Source organism: Aeromonas sp. BIGb0405 (assembly GCF_024807335.1).
Taxonomy (GTDB): domain Bacteria; phylum Pseudomonadota; class Gammaproteobacteria; order Enterobacterales; family Aeromonadaceae; genus Aeromonas; species Aeromonas rivuli.
Genome location: NZ_JANUEP010000002.1, coordinates 281095 through 306209, shown reverse-complemented (window position 1 = coordinate 306209; position 25115 = coordinate 281095). Strand labels below are relative to the sequence as shown.

Genomic DNA, 25115 nt, shown 5'->3' with positions numbered 1-25115 from the left:
AGTGGATAATTCAACATCGTGGAGAGGGGCAAACGCCTCGGTCGGTTATGACGCAGCGCAGTGGATCCGCCAACTGGATCACCTGACGCCCGTGATAAGTCAGCCAGCTCATGGCTTGCTCGAGCGCTTGCTCGGCCAGCAGACGCTGAGCGAGCTGCTGGCAATCTTTGCCCGCACGGCGGCAAGGATTGTCCGCATCCACAGCCTCTGCCTGGAGGGCACCCACCACCACAGCCTGATCCAGTGTCTGCCCCAGGATCAGATCAGCCTGCACAGCTACCAGTTTCCGCTCAAGGATGGCCAGGGTCTCTGCCTGGGACAGCTCCATTATCAGCTGATCCAGACCCCCAGCCAGCAGCAGACTGCTGAGTTGCAGGCCTGTCACCGCCAGTTCGAGCTGGCGCTGCCCCTCTACCTGCGCCTGGCCAATCTGGAACAACAGGTGCGTCTCGATCACCTGACCGGGCTTGGCAACCGGGCCTATTTCGATGAGGCCCTCGGCCGCGCCGTCGAGCAGCACAGCCGGGATCCTCATGGCTTGGTGTTGGTACTGCTGGATCTCGATCGCTTCAAGCAAGTCAATGACACCTGGGGCCACCCGGTCGGCGATCTGGTGCTCAGCCGCTTCGCCCAACTGCTGCAGCAGTGCATCCGCGCCACGGATCAGGCGTTTCGGATCGGGGGGGATGAGTTCGCCTTGCTGCTGCAACCGGCCGATGCCGAGGCCTGGCGACCGGTCTGGCTGCGGCTGCAACAGATGCTCCGCAGCCACCAGGAGCTCGTCAGCTTCGAGGTCGGCTGCTCCCTTGGCGCCGCTAACTGGCTGCCGGGCATGGACGTCTACACCCTGTACGAGACCGCGGATAGCCACCTCTACTCCCGCAAGAAAGCGGAAGGCGCTGGCTAAGCAGTCATGCCTGTCTGCATCCAGGGATAGCCAAGCCATGAGCTTGCGCTGTTTAACAAATCCGGGGCGGCCAATGGCCGCCCCGGATTTTTTATGGCAAGGGCTCGGTATCGTCCGGCGAGTCCAGCCTCTGCCAGGCCAGCCCCAGGCCACCGGTCCGGGCAAAGCCCTCGCAGATGAAGAGATCCAGGGCCGCCGCGGGCGCCTCGCCATAGAAGAGAATGGGGATTCGACCCCGCTGCCAGGAGGGCACCCCGTACTCCTGCCACAATTTCTTGAGGCGACGGCTCCCCCCTCGCCCCTGCGGGGTGAGGGTCTGGCCAGGGGCCACCGAGAAACGAATGGAGAGCGGCTCATCCGCCCCGGGCAGCCTCAATGTCCCCTCGGCGCCGATGCGCAACTGCACGCTGCCAAGCCGGTCCGGCAATGTCACCCAGCGACCAGGAACCAGGGGGATCTGCTCGGTCAGCGGCGCCAGATCCGGGCGCACCAGATAGAGCAGGCCCTGATAACGACGGCAACTCACCCGACCCCAGTTGAGTTGAGGATTGGCATCCGGGCGGGCCAACACCAGTTCGTCCCACAACCGGGCCAGCTGATCCCGGGCCGGCATCTCGCCACCCTGGCGCCGGATCCAGTGACGCAACAGGTTATTGCGCCTGGCCGGACTCAACTCATGGAGCGGGGCGATGCGCAACGCCTCCCCCTCTCCCGCCAACCGCCAATCCTCGGCCGCCAGCTCTTCGAGCAGCGCCTGCTGTTCCGCACAGAGGGCCATGCTGCGGGCCGCCGTCTGGGCGATGGCCGGCCAGCGGGCCCTAAGCCCGGGGATCACCCGCTGGCGCAGGAAGTTGCGATCGTAACTCACGTCCACATTGCTCTCATCTTCCACCCAGCTCAGCCCCGCCTCGCCGGCCGCCTCGGCCAGCTCCTCGCGGCCAGTGGTCAGCAAGGGGCGCAACAACCATCCCTGACCAAATGGCTGGCTCGGCACAATGCCGGACAAACCCCGTGGGCCGGCGCCACGCTTGAGGGCCAGCAAGAGAGTCTCCAGCTGATCGTCCTGATGATGCGCCGTGAGCAACCAGCCCCCAGGCGCCAGCGCCGTGCTCAGCTGGTCATAGCGAGCGGTGCGGGCCTGCGCCTCCAGGCTCTCGCCATTGCCCCGGTTCAGCGCTACCCGCGCCACCTGCAGCGGCACGCCGAGCTGCCGACAGAACGCGGCGCACTGCTCGGCCCAGGCATCGGCATTGGGGCTGAGCCCATGGTGCACGTGCAGAGCACGCAGGGGCAGCTGCCGCTCGCGGGCGAAACGATCAGCCAGCAAGAGCAGCAGGGTGGAGTCGAGACCACCGCTGTAAGCCACCAATAAGGAGCTGGAACTTGTTGGCGTCGGCAGGGTCTGACAGACACGTGAATAGAGTTGAGAAATCATAGGCTTCCCCGGAATAGACGGGCCGATCTTAGCAGATGCGGACTTATCAAGCTGTAACCGGACTGCTAGAGTGAGACTCGCCTGCTCGCACCCTGAGCAAGGAAGCAAATAACTCGAATTGGAACAAGTACAATGCACAACAAGAAAAGCATACTGGCCGGGTTGATAGGCTTGGCCCTGCTGGCCGGTTGTAGCCAGGGACCTGCCCAGGATCAGGCCCACTCAGGGCTGACCTTGGCCAACATGGATACCCGTATCAAGCCCGGCGACGATTTTTTCCGCTATGCCAACGGCCACTGGCTCGCCAGCGCCAAGATCCCCGATGACAGACCCGCCGATGGCGCCTTCTATACCCTGCGCGACAAGTCCCTTGCCGATGTTCGCACCCTGATTGAGGCGCTGCCCAAGGATGCGCCCCAGGGCTCTGAAGCCCAGCAGATCCGCGATTTCTACGCCAGTTATCTGGATAAAGCTGGCCGTGATGGCAAGGGCATGAGCCCGCTTCGCCCCCTGCTCGCCGAGCTGGATCAGGTGACGGATAGCCGCACCCTGGCCCAGGCCCTGGCGCGAACCGGCAAGGTGGGCGGTGGTGCCCCCTTCGGCTTCTGGATTGGACCCGATGCCAAGGCGCCGACCCAGTACAGCGTCAACATAGGCCAGTCCGGTCTCGGCCTGCCAGACCGGGACTACTACCTCAAGAGTGATGACGCCAGCGTGCGCCTGCGCCAGCAGTACCAGCAGCATATCGCTGGTATGCTGACCCGGGCCGGTGAAACCGATACCGAGGCCAAAGCCAAACAGATAGTGGCGCTGGAAACCGCCATCGCCCGCATCCAGTGGGACAAGGTCGCCCTGCGTGATCGGGAGAAGAGCTACAACAAAGTCGCCAGCGGCGATCTCAGCCGCCTCGCCCCCCATATCGACTGGCAGAGCTATCTCGAGGAGGCGGGCATTGTCGCCCAGCCGACCCTGATCCTGGGCCAACCCAGCTACCTGCAAGCCCTGGACAAGCTGATGGTGCAGACTCCCGCAGCCCAGTGGCGCGACTACCTCAAATGGCAGCTCATCAGCGACTATGCCCCCTATCTCGACAGCGACACCGACCAGGCCAACTTCGCCTTCTTCGGCACCGTCCTGAGCGGTACTCCCAAGCAGCGTGCGGCCTGGGAGCGAGCATTGGCGGTACTCGATGCCCACCTGGGCGAGGCCGTCGGCAAACGCTATGTGGCGCAATATTTCCCCCCCGAGGCCAAGGCCCGCATGGAGCAACTGGTCGAAAACCTGCGCATCGCCTACGGCCAGAGCATAGATACCCTCGACTGGATGTCACCGGCCACCAAGGCCCAGGCCAAGGAGAAACTCGCCAAGTTCAGACCCAAGATTGGTTACCCGGACAAGTGGCGGGACTACAGTGCCATCCAGGTCAACGCGGATGATCTGGTCGGCAACCTGCTGCGCGCCCAGGCCTTCGAGTATCAGGAGAGTCTCTCCCGGCTCGGCACCCCGGTCGACAAGGATCGCTGGTACATGTCGCCCCAGACGGTGAACGCCTACTACAACCCCAGCAACAACGAAATCGTGTTCCCGGCGGCCATCCTGCAGCCCCCCTTCTTCGATCTGAACGCCGATGATGCGGTCAACTATGGCGCCATCGGTGGCGTCATCGGCCACGAGATGGGTCATGGTTTCGATGATCAGGGCGCCAAGTCCGATGGGGACGGCGTGTTGCGTGACTGGTGGACGCCGACCGATCTCAAGGAGTTCAGGTTCCGCACCAGCCGGTTGGTCGCCCAGTACAACCGCTTCGAACCCATAGCGGGTCAGTTCGTCAACGGTCAGTTCACCCTGGGGGAGAACATTGGCGATCTGGGCGGCCTCACCATTGCCCACAAGGCCTACCTGTTGTCACTCGCTGGCAAGGAGGCCCCGGTGCTCGACGGCTTCACCGGCGAACAGCGCTTCTTCCTCGGCTGGGCCCAGGTGTGGAAGGGCAAGTATCGCCCCGAGCTGATGCAGATGTTGCTCAGTTCGGATCCCCACTCCCCGCCCGAATACAGGGTCAATGGCGTGGTGCCCAATATTCCCGCCTTCTACGAGGCGTTCAAGATAGATCAGGGCGACAAGCTCTATCTGGACCCGGCCAAACGGGTCAAGATCTGGTGATCGCCGCCTCGTCGAGGCAGATGACAGGCGCCGGGCACAGATGCCCGGCCCACTGGTTTCAATCCGTGACAGGCAACCCTGTTTGCCAGTCACCGCAGTAACAAGGGTCAAATCGATGAAAACCTTGCTCATGACACTCGGCCTGCTCAGCCTGCCACTGACCGGCCAGGCGGCGGATGGTTTCTTCAAACAGCTGACGCTGCCCTCCGGTCAGGTGATCACCGTCAGCGAGGGACGCGGTGAACCCGCCTCCACCGGCAGCTACGGCGTGCGCCTCTACACCGGAGCCAACCCCCAATTTCCCCTCGACCAGTTCATCGATGGCAAGATCTTGCCCCGCGATGGCAGCATCAAGGAGCTGACACTGCAGGATCTCAACGGTGACAAGCAGCCCGAACTCATCGTCATCATCGAGAGCGCTGGCAGCGGCAGCTATCTCAGTGCCAGTGCCTTCATCATCGATCCCCAGCAGGGGCTCGACAGCTTCAACCACGTAGAGGGGTTGGCGCCAAACGATGATGTGATCCAGGCACTCAAAACCCCTAGGGATTAATGGACAGTGAAGCCGGCAGCCTGCCATGCAGGCTGTCGCTTTGCTTGCTGAGATGCGCTGTTCGCCACACTCATCACCAGGGGCCACGCCCTCTGGTTCGCCGATGGACGCTTGTTTTTTTCTGTGCTTATAATCGCCTCACTGTGCCATGACAAAACACAAGGAGGTAAAAAATGGTAATCCCAACGTGTCCGATGTTCTCGGCTCGTCTGTTCGACACTTTCCCCAGCTCTTGCCTGCATAAGATCGCGCTGCGATAGCGGGTTCGAGCAAAGCCGACTCCCTTCTTGACCGAGACCTTTCTCGACCATTGTCGCCAGCGCTCCTGATGACAGGGATCTCCGATCCCGCATTTTAGAGAGCAACAGCATGACAACATTGATGAGTACCCACTCCCTGCAGATGAGCGCAGGTCACCTTCCCCTGTTCGACAATATCGACCTCAGCATCCAGAGCGGTGACCGCATCGGCCTCATCGGCGCCAACGGCAGCGGCAAGAGCACCCTGCTCGCCCTGCTGGCTGGCCAGATCCAGCCCCATGATGGACGCGTGCAACAGGCCGCCCCCTGCCGCTGCGAGTTTGTGGCGCAGCATTTACCCACTGCGTTGCAGGGGCTCAGCACCCGCGCCGTGCTGGAGCAAGCCGTGGCAGGGGATCCCGCCCTCGGCTGGCAGGTGGACAAGATGCTCGATGAGCTGCAACTCGCCGAGCAGGCCGACTTGCCGGTCACTACCCTGAGCGGTGGCCAGCACAGCCGCCTGCAGATAGGCCGCGCCCTGCTGCGCCAACCCAATCTGCTGCTGCTCGATGAGCCAAGCAATCACCTGGACTTGCCCGCCCTGCTCTGGCTGGAGCGCTTCTTGTCGAGCTGGCGCGGCGCCTTCGTGCTGGTCTCCCACGATGGCCGCCTGCTCGATCGGGTGACCCAGCACACCCTGATCCTGCGGGACAGGCGCATCTACCGCTTCGCCCAGCCTTGCAGCCAGGCCAGGGCGGCGCTGGTGGAAGAGGACGACAATGCTCGCCTGCGCCGGATGGATGAGCAAAAAGAGATAGACCGCCTGAGTGCCAGCAGCAAACGCCTCACCATCTGGGGGCGGGAACATGACAGCGAGAAGCTGATACGCCAGGCCAAGTCCATGGAGAAACGCATCGTGAAGCTGCAGGAGGAGCAGAGCCTGGTCGGCGCCGGCGCCCCCTGGCGACTCGAACTGCACGGACTGGGGCTGCCCGCCGATGCCCTGTTGCGGCTGGAAGCCCTCGACGTGCGCCCGGCGCCACAGTTGCCGCCCCTGCTGCGCGCCGAGGATCTCTGGTTGAAATCCGGTGACAGGGTCGCCCTGCTCGGTGCCAATGGCACGGGGAAATCCTCCCTGCTGCGCCAGTGCTGGGCCGAGATAGGTGAACAGCGCCAGGCAGAGGGCTGGTACCGCCACCCCGCAGCCAGCATCGCCTACTACGATCAATCCCTGCAGCAGCTCGATGACGGGGCCACCCTGAGCGACGCCCTCTACGCCCTGGCGCCGCGACCGGCGGTGACCCTGCGCCAGGCCCTGATCCGGGCAGGCTTCCCCTACACCCGTCACGGCCAGCGGGTCTTGAGCCTGAGTGGTGGCGAGCGGGCCAGACTGCTGTTCCTCGCCCTCTCCCTGGCGAGTCACCACCTGCTCTGGCTCGATGAACCCACCAACCATCTGGATCTGGAGGGCAAGGAGGAGCTGGCCGAGGCACTGACCGGCTTTGCCGGTGGCGTCTTGCTGGTCTCCCACGACCGGGATCTGATCGAGCGCAGTTGCAACCGCTTCTGGGTGATCAAGGGGGGGCGCATTGTCGAGGCCCACAGTGCCGAGCGAGCCTATGCCGAGCTGCTCGGCCATGAACTGGCAGGCCCATCAAGCAGCCCGATCCCCACGGCCCTCTCTCAGCCCCAGGCCACGGCAGAGGAGGATGACGAGGCCATGCTGGCACGCTGGTACGAACTGGATAGCTTGCTGGCGGCCGATCTCGCCCGTAAGCCCAGGCATCAGACCCCACGGCTGCAACAGCGCTGGCGCGACGAGCTATCCCTGCTCACCGAGCGGCTTGGCCTCTGAGCACTGCCGCCAATCATGATGACAAAGCCCCGCATTGCGGGGCTTTGACTGGGTCGCGTCGGCGCCTTGTGACAGCGGTTACTCGATAACGGAGCAGCTGCCCCCCTCGGCCGCGCCCTGACGCTGACGACACCTGCGCCGCCACAGGGCGAAGAGCCCATAACCCAGGGTCAGCAGCAGGGCATAGATCCCCTCGGCGGCCAGGGCGACCATGACGGCCGCGCAGAGCAGGGCACTCATACCCGCCAACCACTTGCCGCAGCCTGCCAACAGGCGCCAGCCCGCCGCCATGCAGAGCAGATAGACCAGTACAAAGTTGCCGTTGGCGTAGCGGATCAGGGTATCGAGGGGCAGCCGCCACCAGAGGATCAGGGTGATGGAGGCGACACAGATACCGAGCACCAGACAGAGCGCTCGCACCGGAGCCCCCCGCGTCGACAGGGTTGCCAGGGAAGCAGGCAGCTTGCCCTCGCGCGCCATGCTCCAGATGAGCCGTGCAAACCCCTGTAGATAGATGTTGATGCTGGCAAAGCAGGAGAGATAGCCGAGGATCGCCACCAGCCACTTGGCGGTCGGCCCGAACAAGAGCGCCAGCAGGGTAGGAATGGCGGTGGCATTGGTCGCCTCATCGCCATAGAGGCCGTACTTGAGCACGACCAGGGAGTGGATCCCGTAGATGAGCCCCGCCAGCAGCACACCGCCAAGCAGGGCAAGGGGATAGTCGCGCCCCGGGTTTTTGAACTCCTCCCCCATGTGGGCGAAGGCTTCCAGACCGACGAAGCACCAGAACATCACCGCCAGCGCCGTGGCCATGGCGGGCCATTCAGCTGCCGTCGGCAGAGGCTGAGCGGCATCACGCCAGCCAATCTCGCCCTTGAGGGCGATAAGCAGGGTCAGCCCGACGATGGCCAGGGCAATGAGCAGTTGCAGATTACCCGAGGAGCGTGCGCCGCGCAGACCGAGCAGCAAGACGCCGAGCAGGGTCAACAGCTGTATGGCCCACAGGGTCAGCTCACCAAGTTCGAACAGGGCATGCCAGAATCCCGCCGCTATGGTGAGGGCCGCAGGCAATCCCACCGGCAGCACCGCCAGAAACAGGAAGGCGGAGTAACGCTCTGCGCCGGCTCCAAAGGCATTGCCGATAAGATGGGGCGCCCCGCCCGCATGGGGATAGCGGCGCCCGAGCCGGGCAAAGGTAAAGGCGATGGGCAGCACCAGCACGATGAGCAGCACCCAGGCCCAGAGGGAGGCTCCCCCCGCCAGGGAGGCCGCGGCGGCAGGTACCACGAAAATCCCGGTACCAAGCAAGGAGGTCGCCAGCAACCCCATCCCCTGCCACAGTCCCAGATCCTTCTTTAAGCTCGACATTTTCCGTTGTCCGATGTGAAAATCGTCCACCATGTTAGGCCAATTCGGCCTCGCAGGTAAGTCATCAGACTGCCTCTTGGCAGCGGTGAAGTGACGGTTATCACCGCCATTTCGTCGGCCATAACCGGGGTGCGCAGGAAAGCAGCAGCAAAGAGGCAACGTGGACAAATACGACGACAAGATAGTGGCCCTGCTTTCGCAAGATGGTCGGCTCAGCATCAGCAAGCTGGCCGAGGCGGTGGCGCTGTCCCGCTCCGCGGTGAGCGAGCGGCTCAAGCGCCTGGAGGAGCGAGGCATCATCCTCGGCTATCGCGCCGTGCTGGCCGAGCCCCAGGGCCAGATCAGCGCCTTCTTCGAACTCAGCTTTCGCACCCCCCGCTGCGAGCAATATGGCGCCCGCATCGGCCAGATCCCCGAGGTGCGGCTCTGCTACAGCATCAGTGGCGACACCGACATGCTGGTGCAGGTCAGGGTGGCGAGCATGACGCGGCTCGACGCCATTCGCCAACAGTTGGAGGCCCTGCCCCAGCTCAGCATGATCAAGACCCATGCCATCTTGAGCGAGCTTGTCGATCGCACCCGTTGAGCCAGTTCAGGGATGCCCAGACAGCACAAAGCCGCCCGAGGGCGGCTTTGTGCTGATAACGCTGACTCAGAACAAGAGGGAGTAGAGGATGCCGGTCATGGCCAGCACACCGATGAACGTCACGAACAGGTTGCTGGGCTGGCCCGCAAACTTGCGCATGGCCGGTACCTTGGCAATGGCGTACATGGGCATCAGGAACAGCAGCATGGCGATGATGGGGCCCCCCAGGGATTCGATCATGCCGAGTATGCTGGGGTTCACCGTGGCCACGGCCCAGGTGGTCAGGATCATGAACAGGGCGGTGACCTTGTTGAGCCGCGTGCTGTCAATCGACTTGCCACGTTCACGCAGCATCTTGACCATCAGCCCATTGAAGCCCTCTTGTGCCCCCAGATAGTGGCCCAGGAAAGACTTGCTGATGGCGACCATGGCGATCAGCGGCGCCAGGGTGGCAATCACGGGATTGTCGAAGTGGTTTGCCAGGTAGGAGAGGATGGAGATGTTCTGATCCTTGGCCGCCAGCAAATCACTTGGAGAGAGTGCCAGTACGCAGCTGAACACGAAGAACATCACGCTCACCACCATCATGATGTGGGCGCCCAGCAGGATGCGGTTGCACTTGCCATCGGCTCGCTCACCGTAGCGGCCCTTATTATCCACCGCAAACGACGAGATGATGGGCGAGTGGTTGAAGGAGAACACCATCACGGGAATGGCCAGCCACAGGGTCTTGACGAAGTCCCCATTGAGGGCGTCGGACAAGGCCGGCGCCTCGCTGATGATGGCACCATTCCAGTGCGGAACCAGGTAGAAGGCCAGCCCCATGAGGGCGATGACGAAGGGGAACACCAGTATGCTCATCGCCTTGACGATAAACTTGCCCCCCAGACGCACCACGGCCATCAGGGAGAGGATCAGCCCCAGGGCCAGCAGGGCGCGGGGTGGCGGCGTCATGCCGAGCTGATGGATCATCAGGCTCTCCACCGTGTTGGTGATGGCAACGGCGTACATCAGTAAGATGGGGTAGATGGCGAAGAAGTAGAGCAGCGTGATGAGCTTGCCCGCCATCTTGCCAAAATGCTCCTCGACCACCTCGGTGATGTCACCCTCCCGGGTCGAGCCAGAGAGCACGAAGCGATTGAGGCCACGGTGAGCGAAGAAGGTGAGCGGCAACGCCAGCAGGGTCATGGCCAGCAGCGGCCAGAGTCCGCCGACCCCGGCATTGATGGGCAAAAACAGGGTACCGGCACCGATGGCCGTGCCATACAGGCCCAGCATCCACACCAGATCGGCCTTGTTCATGCCAGTGGCACGGGTGCCCTGGCGCGGCAGGCTGCCCTCTACTGCAACATTCATCTCGGACATGAGTCGTTCCTGTAGTTTGAGAATCGAATTTCTGGCTCACGGCAAGTGCCGCCTTGTTCCGACTCCCTGGAACCTTATGTCCACCCTGGATCTGGCTCGAACCGTGGCGCAACCCGGCAAGCATTACCAAATTGCAACAAGTGGGGCGATCAGGGGATTCACGTTGAACCATGCCACGGCGGCGTTCACACCCCGTTAACCCTGTATCGCGTTGATGGGGTCACTCTAAATTAAACATCCGGCCAAATCACAGGTAAATTTGAACAATTAAACAAAAGTTTGACTTAAATCGTGTTTGCCACGCTCTGAGTCACGCTTCCTTTCCACTCTGGTGAAGAGTCGTTAACAATTCGCGGGAGCCCGTTATCGACGCCTGCTCCCGATGCTGAAACAACCTGATCACACTCCTCCCTCCGGGACTCAAGTTGTGTGCCACCTTGCCCTGGCGTACCCTGTTCCTCACCGCTTTTTCCGTTGAATAACTATGGCCATCACCCGTACCGATCTCGCCGAACTGGCGGTGTTTGCCGCCGTCGCCCGCCACCAGAGCTTCAGCAAAGCCGCCCTCGAACTTGGCGTCTCAGCCTCCGCCCTGAGCCATAGCCTGAAGGGCTTGGAGCAGCGGCTGGGGGTCAGGCTGCTCAATCGCAGCACCCGCGCCGTAGTGCCGACCGATGCGGGCCAACGGCTGCTGGAGCAGCTAGTGCCGACCCTGACCCAGCTGGAAGAGGCGCTGGAGGAGCTGACCCGCCACAGCGAGGAGCCGGTCGGCAGGCTGAAGCTCTGTGCGCCACGGGGTGCCATCCATACCGTACTGGCACCTGTGCTGATCGATTATCTGGTGCGCTACCCGCGCATGCAGGTTGAGGTGGTGGAGCAGGAGCTGATGCCGCGCCTCATCGAGGATGGCTACGATGCCGCTATCTTCTATGGCGACCTGCTGCCCAAGGAGATGATTGCCGTGCCGCTCGGTCCGCTGCAACGCTATCTGGTGGTGGCTTCCCCCGCCTATCTGGCCGAGCACGGTACGCCACAGCACCCTCGCGAACTGGCCCGTCACGCCTGCATCGGTTATCGACTGACCCCCTCCCACCACTACCGCTGGGCCTTTGCCGGGGAAGAGGGCAGCCTGCTGGAAATAGAGGTGACTGGTCCCCTGACCACCAGCACCCCCGCTCTTTACCTGGGAGCGGCCGAGGCGGGATTGGGGTTGGCCTACTGCCTGGAGGAGGAGGTGAGCCAGCAGCTCGCCGAGGGGAAACTGCTGAGCGTGCTGGAGCCCTGGTGCCCCAGCTTCACGGGCTTCTCACTCTTCTACCCCAGCCGCCATCAGCTGGGACACGGCCTGCGCACCCTGATCGACCAGCTCAAGGAGCACTATCACCGCCATGATTGCTGAGTATTATTCAGTAATTCATCAAATATAAATCGGATTATCAATGTAAGTTTATCAATCTAGACTGTCTGCTCGATATTGGGCCTCCCCGAGAGAACAGATATGTCTGCCTACTTCACCCTGCGCCAACGGGTCATGACCCGCCGCTTCTGGGGCTATGCCCTCCCCTCCATCCTCGCCATGCTGGTATCCGGTGCCTATTACCTGGTCGATGGCATCTTCGTCGGCCACTATGTGGGGGCCGCCGGCCTCGCCGGTATCAATCTGGTCTACCCGGTCATCATGGTGCTGATCGGCCTCGCCGCCATGGTAGCCATGGGGGCGGCAACTGCCATCTCCTTCCAGCAAGGGGCGAGAAACCTCAAGCAGGCCCGCCAGAGCCTGGTCAATGCGCTCTGGCTAGTGGCAGGGCTTGGGGTCGCCGCCCCCCTGCTGCTGCACCATTGGCACATGGAGATCCTGCTGGCGCTGGGGATTGAGCAAGGCACCGCGACCTGGCAGCAGGCCAGTGACTATCTCACCTGGATTGGTGGCGGCACCCTGCTGCTGGCCAGCAACCTGGCGGTGCCCTACCTGCTGCGCAACGATGGCCGCCCCCGCCTCGCCATGATCCTGGTCAGCAGTGGCGCCATTCTCAACATCGCGCTCAACTATGTGATGGTGGGCCGACTGGGGCTGGGACTGGTGGGCACCGCCCAGGCGACGCTCATCTCAGAGGGTATCGTCAGCCTGCTGGGCCTCGGCTATTTCTTTAGCTCCCATGCCAGGCTGCGCCTCTCCTGGCGCGACCTCGTCCCCGAGTGGATGGCCATGCCCGGCTTGCTGTTCAGCGGCCTGCCGAGCCTCATCACCCAGTTCAACCTGGGGCTGCTGCTGCTGCTGCACAACAGCCAGCTGATGGTCTATGGCTCCATCAAGGATCTGGCTGGCTTCACCGTGGCCGGTTACACCGAGGCGGTGTTCATCGTGATCCTGCAGGGGCTGGCCTTCGGCATCCAGCCGCTGGTCAGCCAGGCGGCGGGGGCCAAGCGCCATCGGGATCTGAAGTTCCTGATGGAGATGGGGCTCAAGGTAACCTTGATCTACGGGGTGGCGGTCTGGCTGTTGATCCAGCTGCTGCCGCAACCGGTGGCCATGCTCTACACCGGTTCCCAGGATGCGGAGCTGATTGCCGCCGCCGTCAGCAGCCTGACCCTCAATCTTGCCGCCATTCCGCTGGAGGGGATCATCATGTTCGGCATAGTGCTGCTGCAATCCATGGCCCGCACCAGGCAGGCGCTGATCATCTCGACCGCCAAGACGGCGCTGCTGCTGCCGCTCATCTTCTGGCTACCGCTCTGGTGGGGCCGCGACGGGGTGCTGATGGCCCAGCCCATCACAGTGCTGCTGCTGAGCCTGCCCCTGTGCGGATTGCTGTGGCGGGAGTGGCGTCGCCTCAAGCTGGCTTGCCCCCCCCGCCCTCAACGCAAGGTGCTCGGCGCCCGTCAAGGGGGGCTACTGGCACGCCGTGCCGGCTAGCCCCAACCACGCACAGGCTAGAGGTGGGTAGCCCGGGTACGGATCTCGGGCTCGGCCATCGCCTGCTGCGCCGCCACCAGCTGCAACTCATAGGCTCCCGCCAGCCAGGTGTGGGCCATGACCGCATCCACGCTGGCGTTGGTGCGCTCGAACGCCAGCACGGGATCCTGTCCCGCCAGCAGGTTGGCCAGCAGGGTGGCGCTGAGCAGATCCCCGACCCCAATGGGATGACGCTTGAACGGATAGAGGGGACGGGAAACATGAAAGGCCCCCGCGTCACACACCAGCAGCATCTCGAACCTGTCCGGATCAAACCCGACCCGACCCAGATGCTTGACCATCACCAGCTTGGCCCCCTGCTCGCGCAGTTGCTGGCAGGCTGCCAGCGCCTCTGGCACATTGCGGATCTCGCGTGCGGTGAGTTGTTCCAGCTCCAGCAGATTGGGAGCCAGCATGTCGGCGCAGGCCAGGGCCCGCGTCTTGAAAAATTCGGCGACGCCGGGCGCGACTATGCACCCTTTGTCGGGGTGACCCATAACGGGGTCACAAAAATAGAGGGCGTCCGGATTGAGCGCCTTGAGACGGGCCACCGCCGCCAGTATCTCCTCCCCCTGCTCGACCGAGCCGAGGTAACCGCTCAGCAGCGCATCACACTGCCCCAGCACGCCGATGTCGGCCAGCCCGCCCACCAGTTGGCCGATATGGCCAGCGGGCATCACCATCCCCTGCCAGCCTTCGCTGTACTGGGTGTGGTTGGAGAACTGCACCGTATTGACGGGCCAGACGTCCAGCCCCATGCGGCGCATGGGAAACACGGCAGCGCTGTTGCCGGCACAGCCGAACACCACGTGGGATTGAATGGAGAGTACTCGCTTCATGATGGCGACTCGCATAAAAAGGGATAAACCCGAGGGGAAAAACGGGCCTTGCGGCCCGTTGTGGTCTGATTAACGCAGCACTTTGACGGTGTAGCTGCCATCGGTCTGACGATAAAGACCGTGGATATCTGTTTCGAAGCCCGGGTAGTGAGCCCCGATCTCGCACAGCATCTCCAGGAACGCCAGCACCGGCAGGGAATCGGCAGTCACCATCTCACCCGGCAGTACCAGGGGCACTCCCGGCGGGTAGGGCAGTATCATGTTGGCGCTGATGCGATCCACCATGTCACGCAACGGCACCTCTTCCAGATTACCGGCCAGCTCCTGCTGCCAGGCGGCATGCGGGGTCATCTTCATCTCCGGCAACACGTCGAACGCCTTGAACATCAGCTCAGGCAAACGGTACTTGCTGGTCAGCAAGTGGATGTTCTGGGCCAGCGTCTGAATGCGCATGCCTTCGTAGAAGCTCGGGTCTTCACGGTAGAGGCTCGGCAAGATGCTCTTGATGGTCAGGTTCAGATCATAGCCACGCTTGAACTCGGTCAGGGCGCGCAGCAGTTGCATCGCCTTGGACTTATCGATGCCGATGGAGAACAGGAACAGCATGTTGTAGGGGCCGGTCTTCTCCACCACTATGCCGCGCTCGTCAAGGAACTTGGAAACCAGAGACGCCGGGATGCCGCGCTCCAGCAGCTCGCCCTGACGGTTCATGCCCGGGGTCAGCAGGGTGACCTTGATGGGATCCAGGTACATGTGGTCATCATCGATGCCGCTAAAACCGTGCCAGTCATCTTTGGGATCCAGCTTCCAGCACTCGACGGTGTCGATGTTGTCCGGCTGCCAGACGTCGAAGAACCAGCCTTCACTCTGCTCCCGCAGCCGCTTGATCTCTTTGCGGAAGGAGATGGCGCGATCGATGGAGTCCTTGATCAGCCGCTTACCGGTGTTGCCCCGCATCATGGCGGCGGAGATCTCGGTGGACGCCACTATGCCGTACTGGGGCGAAGTGGAGGTGTGCATCATGAAGGCTTCGTTGAAGGTCTCCTCTTCGACCTCGCCCTTGATGTGGATCATCGAGGCCTGAGAGAAGGCCGCCAGCAGCTTGTGGGTGGACTGGGTTTCGTAGAACACCTTGCCCGGCATGGCGTCGCCGCTCATGCCGCACTTGCCCTCATAGATGGGGTTGAAGTTGGTGTAGGGCACCCAGGCACTGTCGAAGTGGATGTAGGGGGTATCCAGGGTCTGCTTGATGAAGCCGGTGTTGTAGAGCAGGCCGTCATAGGTGGAGTTGGTGATCACGGCGTAGCGCGGCGCCTTGGCACCCGGGGTCGCGGCCACCTTGGCGGCAATAGTCTCGCGACTGAACTCGCGCTGGGGGATGCCACCCAGGATGCCGTAGGCGTTGCGGGTCGGGCGGAAGTAGAGCGGGGTCACATCGCTCATCATCATCAGATGGGTCAGCGACTTGTGGCAGTTGCGATCCACCAGCACTGTGCTGCCGGCCGGGGCGGAATACATGCCGACTATCTTGTTGGCGGTGGAGGTGCCGTTGGTGACGATGTAGGAGCGATCGGCGTTGAAGGTACGGGCGATGTACTCCTCGGCCTCCTTGTGCGGGCCAGAGTGATCCAGCAGGGAGCCCAGCTCCGGCATGGAGATGGAGACATCCGCCTTGAACGCATTGGGGCCATAGAAGTCATAGAAGATGCTGCCGGCCGGGCTCATCTGGAAGGCGGTACCGCCCATGTGACCCGGGGTACAGAAGGTGTATTTACCCTCTTCCACGTACTTGAACAGCGCCTTGGTGAAGGGAGGCAGCAGGGCGTCCTGGTATTCACTCGTGGCCTGCCCCATCTTGAGGGCGATGTCATCGGCCATGCCGAGACGGTACTCGAAGAAGTGCACGTTCAGACGCAGATCGGTCAGGTGAATGTCCAGGGTGGACTGGTCGTTGGCGAAGGCGAAGATCGGCAGCTTCTCGTTGCGATCGTGGATCTCCTTGCACAGGCCCAGGGAATACTTGTCCCAGTCGAAGATGGCGCCGCAGACACGGGGGTTCTTCTCGATCAGTTTCAGCAGATCGGCCACGTCGACCGGATATACCACTTGAAAGCCCTTGCGCTCGAGGGAGGCTTGCAGCTGACGGATGGGCTCTTCTTTGAAGAACACGCCCAGGTGGTTGAGGATGGCAATGATATTCATCTTGTTACTCCACACGTAGAGGGGCGCTCTCCATCAGGGATGGTGAGTGGAGAGCGCTCGGAAAAGGAAAACGGTGTTAGTGGCTGGCTTGCTCTTTGAGCAGGGCATCGTGTTGACGCAGGCCCTGTTTTTTGGCGTAGAACATCAGGATGATGAGCGACACCACGAAGGTGGCAGTGAGGTTGGAGCCCTTGGCGCCCATCAGGGCCACCAGGCAGAACACGCAGGCGACGCCGGAGAACAGCATGGTGCCGATGCTGCGGGAGGTCATGCCCTCGAAGCGGATCAGGTTAATGCTGGAGTAGAAGTAGGGCAGCATGGTCAGCAGCACTGCATCCGTGGTCAGCACGTTGAACAGATCGGCTGCGTGAGCGGATTTGGATGTGAAGGCGGTCAGGCCGATCATCAGGGCGGTCATCTTGAGGGAGCCGAGGATCAGCCCCTTCTTGGCGACGCCGTTCTTGTCCAGTTCACCGTAAATTTTCGGGAAGTTGCCGTCGTTGGCGGCACGCTTGCCCGCCTCGCCCACCAGCATCATCCAGGAGCCGAGGGAGGTGAAGCACGCCAGGGCGGTGAAGGCGGAGACGAAGGGGGCAGACCAGTCACCAAAGATGGCGGAAGAGGCCATGGCAAAAGGAGCACCAGAAGCGGCCACTTCACCGGCCGGGAACATGCCGCTGATCACCTGGGTGGAGAGTATGTAGATGACGCCAGCGATGCCGGTGCCCAGCATGGTGGCGAGCGGCACTGTGCGCTTGGGGTTCTTCACCATGCCGGAGGAGACGGCGGCGGACTCCACCCCGACGAAGGACCAGAGGCAGATCAGCACGGCGCTGATGACGGCGTGCAGGTCGCTGCCGCTGGTGGTGTTCCAGTTCTGGCTGTAAAGGGTGCTGTCAAAGTGCCCCCAGCCCATCAGGGCGGTGCCCACCACCGGCAGCAGGATCAGCGCCAGCCCCAGGGTACAGAGGCGGCTCACCCAGCTACCGCCAAGCAGGTTGACGAAGGTGAAGATCCACACCGCCGCTATGGTGGTCACAGCCGCCGGGATAGGGTTGTTGAGGATCGGGAAGAAGACCGAGAGGTAAGAGACACCGGTGATGGCGATGGCCAGGTTGCCGATCCAGTTGGCGTGGTAGTAGAGCACCCCGGTCTGGAAACCGAACACAGGGGAGATCTCGCCTGCATAGGCGATAGGGCCCCCCTCTTGCGGGTTCTTGGTGGCGAGGCGGGCAAACACGAAGGCCAGGCCCATGGCGCCGACCAGACAGATTGCCCAGCTGAAGATGGAGATGGAACCGATTGTGGCCAGGGCCGAAGGCAGCAGCGCGATACCGCTCCCCATCATGTTGCCGGCCACTACACCTGTACAGGCGATGAGGCCAATCTTCTTGCTCGTATCTAGGGACATAATATCTCCGGTTCTATGAAAGGTCGGGCCGTCACACGCAAGTCTTGATGCAAGGCCACACCAACGAATGAGCACAGACTAGGCCTCGCTCCCCCGGAAAACATAAAGACCCGCTAAGGAATAAAATCATGAGTGAACTTTTTCACCCCATCCTCAAGATAAATAAAAATTCTTTTAAAACAATACCTTGAGAACTAACCCCTGAGCCACCTTGATAGAACCCTGATATCCGCTGGCGCCCTTGATGCTCTTGATAAGAGCTCCCTGGCACAGCTTGATATTTTTCGGCAGCCCCTCGCGGCCATCGGCAGTGGCATTCGGCCTCCACTGCCCGTCTGTCGGGCCGACTACCGGCCGAGGCACTGCCATCAAACCGGATATATCCCTGTTTGCCTCGCCCATCGCGGCTCAATGCCCTCACCACTGGCGCAGTACCAAGCCATCCGGAGTCAATGACGATCGGATGACGCCACCGCGAGCGGGATAAGGGAAATAATGGGGAGTCGCGAGATCATCTTCGTGGATGTTGCGAGCGGGATAAGGGAAATAATGGAGAGTCGCGAGATCATCTTCGTGGATGTTGCGAGCGGGATAAGGGAAATAATGGGGAATTGTGTGACCATCTTCGCGGACGTTGTGACCGCGAGGCCGTGCGGGCATCGCGCCAGCAGGAGGACAAGGCCGGGAGCGGGCTCAGGAACCAGGGCTGTTAGGCATAGAAACAAAGAGAAAAACAGGGCTTGACCATGTCCCAGGCTGTGGTTTGGCAAGCAGCAGATAAACAACAGGCTGCCCAGAGGCAGCCTGTTGTGGATTGACCGCAAGGCGGGCAACCATGTCTATGAAGGAGCACCGCTCAGAACAGCTTCACCTTGCTATGGCCGAGGGCGTTGAACAGCGCGGGAGCCAGGGTTTCCATGTTGCTGTAAAAGCCCAGCTGCTGGCAGAGCAGATAGGTCTGCTCGGTCGCCTCCATCAGGAATGCCTGACTGTAGGCATCCCCCGCCATGTCTGGCCGACCATCCAGCTCCGCCAGCTTGCCCAGCAGTATGTAGTAGAGCACCGAGCGGCCACGGGTGGCAGCCTGCGCCAGCAGGCTATTGGCCTGCTGTTGCTGGCCGTTCAGAATGGCCTGCAGGCTCAGCGCCTCCCACACCCGCGCCAGCAGCATGTCGCCACTCTGGGCCAGGCTCGCCAGATGGGTGCCAATTTCCTGCTGTTGATCCCCCTCGGATGTGCCGGTCAGGGCCACCAGCGCCTCCCCCGCCAGATAGCGCTCCGCCAGCAACAACGGCTGATCGGGCTGGGCGACGAGGGACTGGTCGAGCAGCATGATGCCGCGCTTGAGCGCCACCGCATCCTGGCTGTTGGTGTAGTAGCGCGCCTCCATCATCGCCATCAGCGCGGCATCATCGGTGGGCCAGCCCATGCCGGGCAAGAGATCCGGCCTATCCAGCACGGTCAGCAGATCCTGGCTGCTGGTTCGCAGCATCTCATGCACATTGTGGCGACTGAGCTGATATTGGTGGCTGAACAGCACCCGGTTGGTATTGATGTTGCGGTACTCCAGATCCAGGTAGTCCCCGCCCGGCTGGCGGGAGACCCGTACACTCAGCTCCTTGCCGGGCAGTATGCCCCCCACCAGGGTACTGGCGCCGAACTGCACCCGCAACGGCGTGGCAGCCGCCACCTCCCCCATCAGGGTACGGGTGATGCCATCGGCAAGACGCACGTTCTCGTTGTCACCCTCCATGCCGGAGTGAAAGCGAAACACCAGCAGGTTGGGATCCAGCATGGAGTGGATCTGGGGGCTGGCGTGCTGATAGCCGAGCAGACTGACGATGGCGACCAGCAGGCCGACCACGAAGATATCGAAGCTGAGCATCTTCCAGCGACTGCGCCCTTCCCGTGCATGATTAGAGATGGCGCGGGTCAGCGGCCCGGCCGGGAAGGGGGTCAGATCACGAGTTACCCCATCCTCTTCATCACTCGCAGCCGGCAGGCTCAGATCGGAGAGGGTTGAATTGACCGCCAGGGCTGACTGGGCATCCACCATCAGCACCGAGAGCACCTGCAACGGCCGTACCGGCGCCACCAGCTTGTAGCCACGCTTGGGCACGGTGACTATGTAGTCGGCCGCATCGTTGCGGCCATCTTTGAGGATCTTGCGCAACTCGAAGATGGACTGGGTGACCACCTGATCGGTGACCTCGGCCCCGTCCCACACCTCATTGATGAGGGAATCTCGCCCAAACACGGTACCGGTATGACTCGCCAGAAAACGCAGCAGATTGACCAGCCGGGGCTCGAGGTAGACCTCGCGTTCGGGACGACACAGCATGTTGTCATCAACCCTCAGGGTCCAGTCATGGATCTCAAAAACTGATTCGCTCATGATTCACTCACCGCAAGATGGAGACAATACTCGATGAAAGTGACTTAACTCCAGAGGCAGGCAGAACCAAGCAGGATGCTGCAGAAAACGGGGCCGCCGAAACAGGGAGGATACCAGTGAGCCAGTCTGGCCAGGTCATCCTGTTCACGTCTGAAGTGCATCCTTGCAGGCACTCCAATCGGGCCGATCGGAAGGGGGCACTTTAAGTAAAACGAGAGCGTGATCCCACTTCTTTTGACCACTAATCGCCGTTGATTTGATCCGACACGGGGGTTTGCGGCAAACACAGCGCCAGTCGGTATCCATATGGGAAACATAAAAAAGAAGGCCCCTGCGAGGAGCAGGGGCCTGATGGCATCATGAAGAGATGAACAGAGGGCTTAGCAGTAGCCGTAACCCAGCAGACGCTGGTAGCGCTGCTCCAGCAACTGGTCGCTGTCCAGCGGGCGCAGCGCCTCGAGATCTTGCTTGATGCGGGCCTTGAGGCGCTCGGCCATCAGGACCACATTGCGGTGGGCGCCACCGAGGGGCTCCTCGACGATGGTGTCGATAAGCTTCAGCTCCTTCAGGCGCTGAGCCGTGATGCCCATGGCATCGGCAGCGATCGGGGCCTTGTCGGCGCTCTTCCACAGGATGGAGGCGCACCCTTCCGGCGAGATGACGGAGTAGGTGGAGTACTGCAGCATGTTGACGCGATCGCCAACACCTATCGCCAGGGCTCCGCCCGAGCCGCCTTCACCGATCACGGTGCAGACCACCGGCACGGTCAGGCCAGCCATCACTTTCAGGTTGCGGGCGATGGCCTCGGACTGGCCACGCTCCTCGGCACCCACGCCGGGATAGGCGCCCGGGGTGTCGATGAAGGTGATGATCGGCATCTTGAAGCGCTCGGCCATCTCCATCAGCCGCAGGGCCTTGCGGTACCCTTCCGGGCGCGGCATGCCGAAGTTGCGCTTGATCTTCTCCTTGGTCTCGCGCCCCTTCTGCTGACCGATGATCATCACCGGCTCGCCGTCGAGACGGGCGATGCCGCCGACGATGGCCTTGTCATCGGCATAGGCGCGATCCCCTGCCAACTCGTCGAAGTCGGTGAAGATGTGCTCGATATAATCCAGGGTGTAGGGGCGCTGGGGATGGCGCGCCATCTGGGATACCTGCCAGGCCCCGAGATCACCGAAGATCTTCTTGGTCAGCTCTTCGTTTTTCTTCTCCAACCGGCGGATATCTTCTTTGAGATCCACGGCGTGATTGCCTTCGCTCACATGCTTGAGCTCATCGATCTGCGCCTGCAATTCGGCTATCGGCTGTTCAAAATCCAGAAAAAGACTCATAGGGCCTTAGAACCTCTAATCAAAAACCAATTCCACCCGCTCTCGTCCCAGCAGGACACGCAAGTCATCTATCAGTTGATCGGTGGGCGTCACCCGCCACTCGGTACCGAGCGTCAGTCGCACCCGGGAGCCGGGGCGCCGATAGTGTACCTGAACCGGACAGACTCCGGCACGAGCGGGCTCCAAAATCTCGCTAAAACGCTGAAAAAAGCGTTCATCTATACGCTGTTCGTCGAGAGAAATACGGATCGCCCTGGCGAAACGCTCCCTCGCATCATTGATGTCCAGCAGTTCACGGGCCGACATTTTAAGGCCACCGGAGAAGTCATCAAAGCTGACCTGTCCAGAAACCACCAAAATACGGTCTTTTTGCATCAATTCTTCGTATTTTTCCAGTGCTTCACTGAATAGTGTCACATCCAGACGCCCGGATCTGTCGTCCAGGGTGAAGATCCCCATCTTGTTGCCGCGCTTGGTCACCATGCTGCGAGCCGCGATCACCAGCCCCGCCGCCGTGGTCACCGTATCCCGGGAGGTGGGATGCAAGTCGCACAACCGCCCCGAGGTATAGCGGCGCAGTTCGCTGCTGTACTGGTTGATGGGGTGGCCGGTCAGATAGAGGCCGAGGGTCTCCCGCTCCCCTTCCAGCCAGACCTTGTCCGGCCAGTGCGGCACGTTGGCGAACGCCTTCTTGACGTCATCAATCTCATGGGTCAAGACCCCGAACATGTCGACCTGACCAAATGCCTGCGCCTTGGCGTGCTGCTCGGCGGCGCGCATCGCCTCCTCCAGCGTCGCCATCAGCGCAGCGCGGTGCGGGCCCAGTCTGTCCATGGCCCCGGAGTAGATGAGCTTCTCCATCACCCGCTTGTTGATCTTCTTGATGTCGACCCGGTTGCAGAAATCGAACAGATCCCGGAAGGGACCGTCGCTGTCTCGCGCCGCCAGTATGGCATCGATGGGGCCCTCGCCGACCCCCTTTACCGCACCTATGCCATAGACGATATGACCATCTTCATTGACGCTGAACCGGTAGCGGCCGGTGTTCACGTCCGGCGGTATCACGGTCAGCCCCATGCGCTGGCACTCGTCCACCAGGGTCACTATCTTGTCGGTGTTGTCCATATCCGCGGTCATGACCGCCGCCATGAACTCGGCCGGGAAGTGGGTCTTGAGCCAGAGGGTCTGGTAGGAGACCAGGGCGTAGGCGGCGGAGTGCGACTTGTTGAAGCCGTAGCCCGCAAACTTCTCCACCAGATCGAAGATCTTCACCGCCAGCTCGCCGTCGATGCCGTTCTTGACCGCCCCTTCTTCAAACCCCGAGCGCTGCTTGGCCATCTCGGCCGGGTTTTTCTTGCCCATGGCCCGGCGCAGCATGTCTGCCCCACCCAGGGTATAGCCCGCCAGCACCTGGGCTATCTGCATCACCTGTTCCTGATAGACGATGATGCCGTAGGTCGGCTCCAGTATGGGTTTGAGGCTCTCGTGCTGCCAGGTGGCATCCGGGTAGGAGATGGCCTCATCCCCGCGCTTGCGCTCGATGAAGTTGTCCACCATCCCGGACTGCAAGGGCCCCGGCCGGAACAGTGCCACCAGGGCTATCATGTCTTCGAAACAGTCGGGTTGCAGCCGCTTGATCAGATCCTTCATGCCGCGGGATTCGAGCTGGAACACCGCCGTGGTCTCGAAGCGCTGCAACAGGGCGAACGACTTCTTGTCATCGATGGGAATGGCGGCGATATCGATCGGCGGCTTGCCCTCCTTGGCCAGGCGCGGGTTGATCATGCCGAGTGCCCAGTCGATGATGGTGAGGGTGCGCAGCCCCAGGAAGTCAAACTTCACCAGGCCTGCGTATTCCACATCGTTCTTGTCGAACTGGGTGACCGGGTGATGCCCTTCACTGTCGCAATAGAGGGGGGCGAAATCGGTGATCTTGGTGGGCGCTATCACCACACCACCGGCGTGCTTGCCGGCGTTGCGCACCACCCCTTCGAGGCGGCGCGCCATGTCGATGAGATCCTTGACCTCTTCGTCCTGATCGTAGAGTTCGGGCAGCTTGGGTTCGGCCTCGAACGCCTTGGCGAGGGTCATGCCGGGATCCGGGGGTATCAGCTTGGAGATACGGTCCACGAAGCCATAAGGGTGACCCAGTACCCGGCCCACATCCCGCACCACCGCCTTGGCGGCCATGCTGCCGAAGGTGATGATCTGGGAGACCGCATCCCGACCATACATCTCGGCGACGTGGTCTATCACCTCGTCACGCCTGTCCATGCAGAAGTCGACGTCGAAGTCGGGCATGGAGACCCGCTCCGGGTTGAGGAAACGTTCGAACAGCAGGTCAAATTCCAGCGGGTCGAGATCGGTGATCTTGAGGGCATAGGCCACCAGGGATCCCGCCCCCGAGCCTCGGCCCGGGCCGACCGGGATGCCGTTGTCCTTGGACCACTGGATAAACTCCATCACGATGAGGAAGTAGCCAGGGAAGCCCATCTGGTTGATCACCTTGAGCTCGATGTCGAGGCGCTCGTCATACTCCCCGCGCTTGGCGGCGCGCACTTCCTCGTCCGGGAACAGGAAGGCGAGTCGCTCCTCCAGCCCCTCCTGGGATTTTGCCACCAGGAACTCTTCCGTGGTCATGTCGCCGGTCGGGAAGTTGGGCAGGAAATACTCCCCAAGGCGCACTGTCACGTTGCAGCGCTTGGCGATCTCGACCGTGTTCTCCAGCGCCTCGGGGATGTCGGCGAACAGCTCGACCATCTCGGCCTGACTGCGCAGATATTGCTTGGGACTGTAGTTGCGCGGCCTGCGCTTGTCCGCCAGGGTGTAGCCGTCGTGGATGGCAACCCGGATCTCGTGGGCATCAAAGTCTTCGGCGTTGAGGAACACCACCTCGTTGGTGGCCACCACCGGCAGCGCGAACTCGGTGGCGAGGGCCACCGCCATGTGCAGATAAGCCTCTTCATCTGGCCGCTCGGTGCGCAGCAACTCGAGGTAATAGGCATCGGGGAAGTGCTGACGATAAAACGCGAGGCACTGCTCGGTCTGCGGTCGGTTGCCTTTGAGCAAAAACTTGCCCACATCCCCTTCCCGCCCACCGGAGAGCACTATCACCCCCTTGGCATGATCGCCGAGCCAAGCCTTGTCGATGACGGGTTTGTCCTGCACATGACCACGCTGATAGGCACGGGAGATGAGCAGGGTAATGTTCTGGTAACCCTCATTATCCATGGCCAGCAGGGTGAGCCGAAACAGCTCGTCCCCCAACTCGTCGCTCTGCGCCCAGAAATCGGTCCCGACAATGGGCTTGATCCCCTTGCCATGGGCCGCCCCATAGAAGCGCACCAGACCACACATGTTGACCTGATCGGTCAGCGCCAGGGCTGGTTGACCATCGGCGGCGGCGGCGCTGACGATGGGGCCTATCTTCTGCAGGCCATCGACCATGGAGAAATCGGAATGAACGCGCAGATGGATAAAGCTAGGCTCGGCCATGGTCACTCCCTGGTGCTT

The 25115-nt window shown here is 61.9% G+C and carries 16 protein-coding genes; 7 read left to right on the top strand and 9 right to left on the bottom strand.

Going from position 1 to position 25115, the window contains the following annotated elements; all coding sequences use genetic code 11:
• Position 1: 1 nt before the first annotated feature.
• Complete coding sequence (locus M2366_RS06200) at positions 2–907, top strand: GGDEF domain-containing protein (protein WP_370736601.1); 906 nt, start codon at positions 2–4, stop codon at positions 905–907.
• Between the two features lie 91 nt (positions 908–998).
• Here M2366_RS06200 and tilS read toward each other — a convergent pair whose 3' ends face one another.
• Complete coding sequence (gene tilS / locus M2366_RS06195) at positions 999–2342, bottom strand: tRNA lysidine(34) synthetase TilS (protein ID WP_259269221.1); 1344 nt, start codon at positions 2340–2342, stop codon at positions 999–1001.
• Between the two features lie 132 nt (positions 2343–2474).
• Between tilS and M2366_RS06190 the strand changes: the two genes are divergently transcribed.
• The 3 genes from M2366_RS06190 to M2366_RS06180 all read left to right on the top strand — a co-directional run bounded on the left by M2366_RS06190 (position 2475) and on the right by M2366_RS06180 (position 7152).
• Positions 2475–4505: a M13 family metallopeptidase gene (locus tag M2366_RS06190; protein ID WP_259269220.1), complete on the top strand. Its 2031-nt coding sequence runs from the start codon at positions 2475–2477 to the stop codon at positions 4503–4505.
• Positions 4506–4620: 115 nt separating this feature from the next.
• A complete protein-coding gene (locus tag M2366_RS06185; RefSeq protein ID WP_042040743.1) occupies positions 4621–5058 on the top strand; it encodes a PliI family lysozyme inhibitor of I-type lysozyme in 438 nt (145 codons plus the stop codon).
• Positions 5059–5427: 369 nt separating this feature from the next.
• Positions 5428–7152 (top strand): ABC-F family ATP-binding cassette domain-containing protein, encoded by a 1725-nt coding sequence (locus M2366_RS06180; protein ID WP_259269219.1) that lies wholly within the window; start codon positions 5428–5430, stop codon positions 7150–7152.
• 78 nt (positions 7153–7230) lie between these two features.
• Here M2366_RS06180 and yjeH read toward each other — a convergent pair whose 3' ends face one another.
• Positions 7231–8520 carry an L-methionine/branched-chain amino acid transporter gene (gene yjeH, locus M2366_RS06175; protein WP_259269218.1) on the bottom strand — a complete coding sequence of 430 codons (1290 nt, stop codon included), beginning with the start codon at positions 8518–8520 and terminating at the stop codon, positions 7231–7233.
• 160 nt (positions 8521–8680) lie between these two features.
• On the opposite strand from yjeH, the gene M2366_RS06170 reads away from it, so the two are divergent.
• Complete coding sequence (locus M2366_RS06170) at positions 8681–9106, top strand: Lrp/AsnC family transcriptional regulator (RefSeq protein ID WP_259269217.1); 426 nt, start codon at positions 8681–8683, stop codon at positions 9104–9106.
• 66 nt (positions 9107–9172) lie between these two features.
• Here M2366_RS06170 and M2366_RS06165 read toward each other — a convergent pair whose 3' ends face one another.
• The gene (locus tag M2366_RS06165) at positions 9173–10471 is read right to left on the bottom strand and encodes an HAAAP family serine/threonine permease (RefSeq protein WP_310508863.1); all 1299 of its coding nucleotides are present in this window, start codon (positions 10469–10471) and stop codon (positions 9173–9175) included.
• A gap of 484 nt (positions 10472–10955) precedes the next feature.
• On the opposite strand from M2366_RS06165, the gene M2366_RS06160 reads away from it, so the two are divergent.
• Both M2366_RS06160 and M2366_RS06155 read left to right on the top strand, forming a co-directional pair.
• Positions 10956–11870, top strand: coding sequence for a LysR family transcriptional regulator (locus M2366_RS06160; protein WP_042040747.1), 915 nt, complete (start codon positions 10956–10958; stop codon positions 11868–11870).
• A gap of 99 nt (positions 11871–11969) precedes the next feature.
• Complete coding sequence (locus M2366_RS06155) at positions 11970–13385, top strand: MATE family efflux transporter (protein ID WP_259269216.1); 1416 nt, start codon at positions 11970–11972, stop codon at positions 13383–13385.
• 17 nt (positions 13386–13402) lie between these two features.
• Here M2366_RS06155 and pdxY read toward each other — a convergent pair whose 3' ends face one another.
• The 6 genes from pdxY to dnaE form a co-directional block, all read right to left on the bottom strand.
• The gene (pdxY, locus tag M2366_RS06150) at positions 13403–14263 is read right to left on the bottom strand and encodes a pyridoxal kinase PdxY (RefSeq protein ID WP_259269215.1); all 861 of its coding nucleotides are present in this window, start codon (positions 14261–14263) and stop codon (positions 13403–13405) included.
• 69 nt (positions 14264–14332) lie between these two features.
• The gene (locus tag M2366_RS06145; protein WP_259269214.1) at positions 14333–16465 is read right to left on the bottom strand and encodes a lysine decarboxylase CadA; all 2133 of its coding nucleotides are present in this window, start codon (positions 16463–16465) and stop codon (positions 14333–14335) included.
• Positions 16466–16541: 76 nt separating this feature from the next.
• A complete protein-coding gene (gene cadB / locus M2366_RS06140) occupies positions 16542–17876 on the bottom strand; it encodes a cadaverine/lysine antiporter (RefSeq protein ID WP_259269213.1) in 1335 nt (444 codons plus the stop codon).
• Between the two features lie 856 nt (positions 17877–18732).
• Complete coding sequence (cadC, locus tag M2366_RS06135) at positions 18733–20271, bottom strand: lysine decarboxylation/transport transcriptional activator CadC (protein ID WP_259269212.1); 1539 nt, start codon at positions 20269–20271, stop codon at positions 18733–18735.
• A gap of 380 nt (positions 20272–20651) precedes the next feature.
• A complete protein-coding gene (accA, locus tag M2366_RS06130; RefSeq protein WP_224431028.1) occupies positions 20652–21602 on the bottom strand; it encodes an acetyl-CoA carboxylase carboxyl transferase subunit alpha in 951 nt (316 codons plus the stop codon).
• Positions 21603–21617: 15 nt separating this feature from the next.
• The gene (dnaE, locus tag M2366_RS06125; RefSeq protein WP_259269211.1) at positions 21618–25097 is read right to left on the bottom strand and encodes a DNA polymerase III subunit alpha; all 3480 of its coding nucleotides are present in this window, start codon (positions 25095–25097) and stop codon (positions 21618–21620) included.
• Positions 25098–25115: the final 18 nt, after the last annotated feature.

Excerpts from the sequence above, each read along its gene's own strand:
- tilS (WP_259269221.1), bottom strand. The coding sequence starts at position 2,342 with ATGATTTCTCAACTCTATTCACGTGTCTGTCAGACCCTGCCGACGCCA.
- M2366_RS06190 (WP_259269220.1), top strand. The coding sequence starts at position 2,475 with ATGCACAACAAGAAAAGCATACTGGCCGGGTTGATAGGCTTGGCCCTG.
- M2366_RS06185 (WP_042040743.1), top strand. The coding sequence starts at position 4,621 with ATGAAAACCTTGCTCATGACACTCGGCCTGCTCAGCCTGCCACTGACC.
- M2366_RS06180 (WP_259269219.1), top strand. The coding sequence starts at position 5,428 with ATGACAACATTGATGAGTACCCACTCCCTGCAGATGAGCGCAGGTCAC.
- yjeH (WP_259269218.1), bottom strand. The coding sequence starts at position 8,520 with ATGTCGAGCTTAAAGAAGGATCTGGGACTGTGGCAGGGGATGGGGTTG.
- M2366_RS06165 (WP_310508863.1), bottom strand. The coding sequence starts at position 10,471 with ATGTCCGAGATGAATGTTGCAGTAGAGGGCAGCCTGCCGCGCCAGGGC.
- M2366_RS06160 (WP_042040747.1), top strand. The coding sequence starts at position 10,956 with ATGGCCATCACCCGTACCGATCTCGCCGAACTGGCGGTGTTTGCCGCC.
- M2366_RS06155 (WP_259269216.1), top strand. The coding sequence starts at position 11,970 with ATGTCTGCCTACTTCACCCTGCGCCAACGGGTCATGACCCGCCGCTTC.
- pdxY (WP_259269215.1), bottom strand. The coding sequence starts at position 14,263 with ATGAAGCGAGTACTCTCCATTCAATCCCACGTGGTGTTCGGCTGTGCC.
- M2366_RS06145 (WP_259269214.1), bottom strand. The coding sequence starts at position 16,465 with ATGAATATCATTGCCATCCTCAACCACCTGGGCGTGTTCTTCAAAGAA.
- cadB (WP_259269213.1), bottom strand. The coding sequence starts at position 17,876 with ATGTCCCTAGATACGAGCAAGAAGATTGGCCTCATCGCCTGTACAGGT.
- cadC (WP_259269212.1), bottom strand. The coding sequence starts at position 20,271 with ATGAGCGAATCAGTTTTTGAGATCCATGACTGGACCCTGAGGGTTGAT.
- accA (WP_224431028.1), bottom strand. The coding sequence starts at position 21,602 with ATGAGTCTTTTTCTGGATTTTGAACAGCCGATAGCCGAATTGCAGGCG.
- dnaE (WP_259269211.1), bottom strand. The coding sequence starts at position 25,097 with ATGGCCGAGCCTAGCTTTATCCATCTGCGCGTTCATTCCGATTTCTCC.